The 6,968-nt window shown below is 30.2% G+C and carries 3 protein-coding genes; 1 reads left to right on the top strand and 2 read right to left on the bottom strand.

The annotated features are described in order from the left end of the window. Nucleotides 1–688 precede the first annotated feature (688 nt). Both P8H68_RS10010 and P8H68_RS10005 read right to left on the bottom strand, forming a co-directional pair. Nucleotides 689–4,033, bottom strand: a complete 3,345-nt coding sequence (locus tag P8H68_RS10010) for a DUF3427 domain-containing protein (protein ID WP_300324343.1) — start codon at nucleotides 4,031–4,033, stop codon at nucleotides 689–691. Next, a complete protein-coding gene (locus P8H68_RS10005) occupies nucleotides 4,026–4,421 on the bottom strand; it encodes a (deoxy)nucleoside triphosphate pyrophosphohydrolase (RefSeq protein WP_300324340.1) in 396 nt (131 codons plus the stop codon). Before P8H68_RS10005 ends, P8H68_RS10010 begins: the two co-directional genes overlap by 8 nt. A 133-nt stretch (nucleotides 4,422–4,554) precedes the next feature. Between P8H68_RS10005 and P8H68_RS10000 the strand changes: the two genes are divergently transcribed. Continuing rightward, the coding region (locus P8H68_RS10000; RefSeq protein WP_300324337.1) for an outer membrane beta-barrel family protein at nucleotides 4,555–6,968 on the top strand (2,414 nt) is incomplete at its 3' end.

The raw sequence follows: 6,968 nt of genomic DNA, 5'->3' as shown, positions 1-6,968 counted from the left end.
TAAGAAAACAAAACGCTTAATTAAATAGAAAAATAAGCACTATTTTCCTTTCGTAAAAAAACAAAACACAAGTCCTTTTTTATGACTAAAAATTTATGAAACAGTTTGATTTTTTTTAACGTAAAAATTGGTTTCAAAATTCATTTTTAGACCTTATAAAAACTAGGTTTTTCAACTTTTTGCTCAAAGTTTTAAAAGTTGTCAAAAAAAATATTTTCAATTGTTTTTAAAAGTTGAATTTTTATAAATTATTTTGAGTTTTTTAACGCCATTTTTTTATAAAACCAAAGCTGTTTGTGTATGAGAAATTGGGTTTAAATAGAAACAAATTCTCCGACAATTTTTATGTTGTCATTTCGAGTGATTTTTGCAGAAAATTGTATCGAGAAATAGAGATGTACTAGGTGTAACTGTTTAACTGTTGAGTCGTTTCATTGTTTTTGTTCGAAGCCCTTTTGTCATTTCGAGTGATTTTTGCAAAAAATTGTATCGAGAAATAGACAAATCTAAACGTTACTAAAGAGCTTTTAAAAACTGAAAATACAACTCATTTTATTCGTTTTAAATTTTTTAAAAGGTGCACTCTTTTTACAGAGAAAATCTACTTTAAATTTTCGTTTATACCTTTTTCGTTGCCTAGGTGTACGCCGTTTTTATAAATAGCATATAGTTTCATTTCCTAAATGATTTATTTTAAAACATCAATAAATTCTCCAACAATGTTCATACCTTCAGAGTTTTTCTCATCTAACACGATATCTTTATATTTTGTGTCAAAAGAATGTGGTTTTAGAAGAATTTCTTGATGCTGCCAACCCTCCTCAGAATTTGATTTTCTGCTTGAATAAGTTTTTACGGTAAAGGCTGAGTTAAAATCTTGGTCGTATATATTTCTATTTTCAACTAAAACAATTTTACCGTCTCTCGAACCGCCAAAATATTTTTTGAAGATACAAATGGAGTTATCTGGAATTCTTCGATTCATAGAATTACCAATAACTCTGCAGGCAAAATAGTCTTCAGAAACATATTTTTCAGGTACTTCTATCAAGGAATAAGATTTTTCAGATTGTAGTTCACTAAAGCTTCCTGCTGCTGCGTAAAAATCATACAAAGGAATTGTGTGTTTAATTTCTATATCAACGACTTCTGTTTTTTTCGGAGTTTTGGATTCTTGAGTTATGTTGTTTTCTAAAGTTATATAGTTATAGATGTTTTCAATTACAGGTTGTTCCAATTGAAATTTAAAATGAACAATAGGTTTTTTAGAATCAGGCATTTCAGCTTGTTCAATTGAGTTCGGAATAATAGATACATCACCCATAAAATAAAAATCAGTTCCTTCGGCATCTTCTTTTTTTACAAATAATAAAATTCTTTCAGATGCAATTACATTTTTTATTTCATTGCTATCAACTTTTCTGTTTGACCTAGACTCCCAAGCAAAAATGGAAGGATTTAAAAAATGGTCATTGTATTTTATTGTGTCTTCAATATCTTGTGATTTATGGTATGTAACAAAACATGGTGTGATTTTGTCTCTTGTACGATAACCATAAACAGTGCTACTGATATCATTTTCCCAATTAATCAATCTACAAACATCTTTACGACTGTATTTATTATATAGGATTAAACCATCTTTATAGTTGTCCTTATCGTATGTTTTTTCAAAAGTTTGAATTGAATAATTTATTGAATCTAACAGAAAATTTTTGAATGTTGTGTTGTTTAAAGTTTCTATAAAATCTACATGAAATTCGAGTATGTTATTTTTTTTAATAACTATATTTTTTTGTTTTCTAACAAAACTAAAATTGATATTGTTTATACATGAAGTAATTGTTTCACGCGTTGGTTTATAGTGATATTTATTATTTACAATTTCTTGAAAACTGTCTAAGGCTAAATGTTTGTTTTTAATTAATTCTTTAAGAATTAAACTTTCTTCAACTCGTTTAGCATTGTTAATTTCTCTTGAGAACAATTCTAAAAGCAAGATTTGATTTTTATCTAAACCTCCACCAAAATCTTTATCTACTTTTCTTATAAAATTGTAATAAGATTTAGAATACTCAACAAATAAAAAAGGGTCTCTAGATTGATTTTTTATAAAATCCATCATCATTGGAAAACGTCCCAATCTATATTTCAAAAGGTTGTAATCTTTTTTTAAATCTGTTAATACTTTCATATTAGCAGATGCAATAGATTTAAAAATTTTTTCTTTTGTAATTTCATCAAAATTTATTGTTGATGAACCGGGAATCATTTTGCTTCCTTCAGAAATTAGTTTTCTTAGCGTGTCTTTATTGTATGATGTATCGCCATAAAGAGCAACTGGAATTAGATAATTATTTTTATGATTCCCTATAAAATCGACTATTGTCAGGAATTCTTTGTTTCCTGATTTCCTTAGTCCACGACCTAATTGCTGCACAAATATTATTGCAGAATCTGTAGGTCTTAACATTAAAATTTGATTGATTTTTGGGATATCGATTCCTTCGTTAAAAATATCAACAGTAAAAATGTAATCGAGTTTTTCATTTATATCATTTGATTCTAGTAATCTTATTGCCTCTGCTCTTTCAGTTTCTGAATTATTTCCAGATAAAGCAATTGTTTTGAATCCATTTTGATTGAATTTTTCAGATAAATTTGTAGCCTCTTCATTTCTGTTACAAAAAACCAATCCTCTTGTAATTCCATTGTCACTTCCGTAAAACTTAGCGGTTTCAATTAATTTTGAAACTCTTTCATCATTGGCTAATAAATTAAAATCTTTAGAGTCTTCAAGTTCTTCGTCATTTACTTCTAAATGAGTAATACCGTAGTAATGAAATTGGCTTAACATACCTTCTTCCATGGCTTGATTCAGTCGAATCTCATATGCAACATTGTGGTCAAATAGATTAAAAATATCATGTCCATCTGTTCGTTCGGGAGTTGCAGTCATTCCTAATAAAAACTGTGGTTTAAAATGATTTATAAATCTTAAATAAGAATCAGCTCCAGAGCGATGAGTTTCATCAATAATTATATAATCAAAAGAATCTTTTGAAAACTGTGATAAATGGTCCTCTCTAGAAATAGTTTGGATTGTAGAGAAAATATAATCAGCATCTAAATCACGTTGACTACCTGAATACAATCCATAAGTTTTTTCTTGTTTAAATACTTTTTTAAATGTTTCGAGAGCTTTTTTAGCAATGTTTAGTCTATGAACTACAAATAAAACTTTTTTAGGATTAACTGCTTTTACATCAAAAGCGGATAAGAAAGTTTTACCTGTACCAGTAGCTGAAATAAGCAATGCTTTATTTTTCTTTTCACTTCTGAGGTTTTTCAGATTTAACAATGCTTCTTTTTGCATTGTATTTGGAGAAATATTGAACCCGTTTTCTAAAACAGGAACTTCTTTTCTAACTAATTTTTGATTCTCATAAACTTTTTCATATTCAGTAATATAAGTATATGTAACCTCTTGTGCTTGTTTGAAATCTGTATCAAATTCAGACAAAACATTTTCTACAATTTCACTTGAATGTAATCCTGAAACTTTTAAATTCCATTCTTTATTCGTGGAAAGTGCAGTAGCAGTTAAATTACTACTTCCAATAATCAAGTTGTAATATTTATCCGTTTTAAAAATATAACCCTTAGAATGTGAATTATCTTTCGTCGAAATTTTTAATTCAATATTTTTAAATAGAAGTAATTTTTTTAATGCTTCGGGTTGCGTGAAATTCAAATATTGAGAAACAAGAATTTTTCCTTTAATTCCTTTTTTTTCAAGCTCAATAAAGGCATTTAATAAAACAGCAATTCCACTAGTAGTTACGAAGGCAACAGAAATATAAAATTCTTTACAATAACGAAGTTCTTGCAAAATAGACGACAGAACTTTTTCCTTAGGTCTTTTTTTATTTACTAATAATTTTGGCCTATATAAAACTTCGGAATCAACACTTTTATCTACGAATCCAGTATTTAAACTTTTTTTAAATTTTTTTTCAAAACCGTTATTCATCCTCAATTAATTTTTCAACGATTGGTATATCAGCAGCTGCCCAATCTAACTTCAATAATTCATTTTTTTTCAGCCATACGGAAGAAATATGTTCGTTAAGGGTAACGTTTTTAGAATCTAAGTCACACAAAAAACTATGCATGGTTATTTCAAAATCAGGATATTGATGTACAACAGTTAAATAAAGGGCGTTAATTTTAGGCTTAATATTTAGTTCTTCAATAAGTTCTCTTTGAAGTGCTTCTTTTTTTGTTTCTCCTTTTTCAATTTTTCCGCCAGGGAACTCGAATTTTTGTGAAACATAATCAAGTTTACTAGTTGCTCTTTGTGCACACAAAATGCAGTCATCATTCTTTAGTATAGCTGCAACAACTTCAATTTTTTTCATAAATTTTCTTTTCTCCTCAAACTTAATATTTTTAAATCAAATGCGCTCAATCTCAGAACGAATAACTTTAACAAATACGACGGATACAATCTTTGGATAAATTCACGACATTTGCGGCAAAATAGACCTACCAATGAAACTGATTTCCTATTTAAGTGCTTTGTTTTTTAGTACCCTTGTATTTGCACAAGACATTACCATTTCTGGTAAAATTACAGATGCACAATCTGAAGAAAATTTACCATTTACCACGATCTCTTTGATAGAAAAAAAATCAGAAAAGTTAGTTTCAGGTACTGTTTCTGATGGTGAAGGTCGTTTTGAAATATCAGGAGAACTAAAAGGGAGGTATACTTTAAAAGTGAGTTTTGTTGGGTTTGAAGATCATACTGAAGAAATTTTGATTGGAGAATTAAATACCAATTTTGATGTGGGTACCATTCAATTGATATCAAGTGCAGAGGCAATTGATGAGGTAACTGTAAAAGGAAAAAAGTCAACTATTTCCGCTGGTATGGAAAGTAAGTCTTTTGCTATGGACGATAATATTGCTCAATCCGGAGGGTCTGTTTTGGATGCCATGAAAGGCATGCCAGGGGTTACTGTGGATCAAGAAGGAAAAATTATTTTAAGAGGTAGCGACAAGGTGATGGTGTTGATGGATGGAAAACAATCTAGCTTAACCGGTTTTGGAAATCAAAAAAGTTTGGATAACATTCCTGTGGCCAATATTGAAAGAATTGACATTATTAACAATCCTTCTGCCAAATATGATGCTACAGGTATGGCGGGGATCATCAATATCATATACAAAGAAGAAACAGAAACAGGTTTTAATGGTGATGTGAGTTTTACTAGTGGTTTGGGGGCTGTTTCAAAACGTAAAGAAGATTTGCCAACAGAATTGGGGAGTTTTTCTTCAAACCCAAGTGGAGTTTTAGGCTTGAATTTGAATTATAAAAAAGACAAAGTAAATTTCTTTTTACAATCAGAAGCCATGTTGCTTAAAAAGTTGCCGAATAATGAGTTTACAACTCGAACTTATGATAATGGAACTACAACCATCTCTCAGGTACCAGAAAATAGAAGTCAGCATCGTTTTATTCTAAAAGGTGGAATGGATTATAATTTTGATGAGGACAATACTTTAACCGTTTCTGGTATGTATGATTGGGAACATCATATTGATACAGCACAGGTTCCTTATATTGATGTAAGCACAGGAGAGCGCTACCGTTATATTGCTTGGAATGAAGATGAAATTACAGGGTATATGAACTACTCGGCAAATTTCAATCATAAGTTTGCTCAAAAAGGACATGAGATTGACTTTACAGCGCAATACACCAAAGGTTGGGAAGATGAAACGTATTATTTAAATGATAGTTCTGCCGTAAGAATAGGAAGAGATGTAACCAATATTTTAGCAACAGAACATACTACATCGGTTCAGGCAGATTACGTTAAACCTATGAGTAGTGGTCGTATGGAATTAGGTGCGAAAGCAAGGTTTAGAAATTTACCCGTGGAATTTAAGGTTGATAGAGGAGAAAATTCTGTGATTTATCCTGGAGTTGGAGAATGGTCAGACTGGGGAGAAAATATTTATGCTGCCTATGGAAACTTTATTTTAGAAAAAAACAAATATGATATTGAAGCAGGGATGCGATTAGAACATACTTCTGTATTTTATAATATCGACCCTAATAATATTTATTACGGTGGGAAAGATGATAAGTATGATTATTTAGAGTTGTTCCCAAATCTAAGGTTTAGTTATAAATTAGATGACTATAATAAAATATCATTGTTTTATAACCGAAGAATTGACAGACCGGGGGAGCCTGAATTGCGTGTGTTTCCAAAATCTGACGATCAAGAATTGTTGAAGATTGGAAACCCCTATTTACGTCCGCAGTTTACCCAATCCTATGAAGTGGCTTATAAAACCAGCTGGGAATTAGGTTCTGTATATGTTTCAGGGTACCATCGTTTTATTCAAAATCCATATATGAGAGTGTATACAAAAGATGAAATGAATCCTATTTATGATGTGATTATCAAGTCGTATGCAAATACCGGTAGCGCAACAAATACAGGTGTAGAATTAGTATTTAGTCAACAAGTTTTAGAATTTTGGAAATTATCGGGTAACGGAAATTTGTATAATAATTCTATTGCTGCGTATCAAGGAACTTTATATTTTCCTTATGAGCATACGTTTAATGTAGAAGCCTCATCAGAATATACTTGGGATGCAAAGCTGAACAATCAGTTTGAGTTTGAAAACGATCTTAGTTTTCAGCTAACAGCAATTTATATGGCTGATAAAAATATTCCACAAGGAAAACAGTTTTCAAGAGCCTCTATTGATATTGGGGCTAAGAAAAAGATTTGGGAAGGTAAAGGAGAAATAAATTTTGCTGCAACAGATATTTTTAACACTTATGGAATCAAACAAAATATCAAAGGTGATGGGTTTACGGCAGTTTATGAAAACTATTATCAAACTCAGGTTTTTAGATTGGGTTTAAAATATAAATTCTA

The organism is Flavicella sp. (genome assembly GCF_029238425.1).
Taxonomy (GTDB): Bacteria; Bacteroidota; Bacteroidia; order Flavobacteriales; family Flavobacteriaceae; genus Flavicella.
Note: the sequence above shows the minus strand (reverse complement) of the source record. Positions and strands in the feature narration are given on the sequence as shown.

Bases quoted from the DNA above. Each gene is read 5' to 3' on its own strand.
- P8H68_RS10005 (WP_300324340.1), bottom strand. From the start codon at position 4,421: ATGAAAAAAATTGAAGTTGTTGCAGCTATACTAAAGAATGATGACTGC.
- P8H68_RS10010 (WP_300324343.1), bottom strand. From the start codon at position 4,033: ATGAATAACGGTTTTGAAAAAAAATTTAAAAAAAGTTTAAATACTGGA.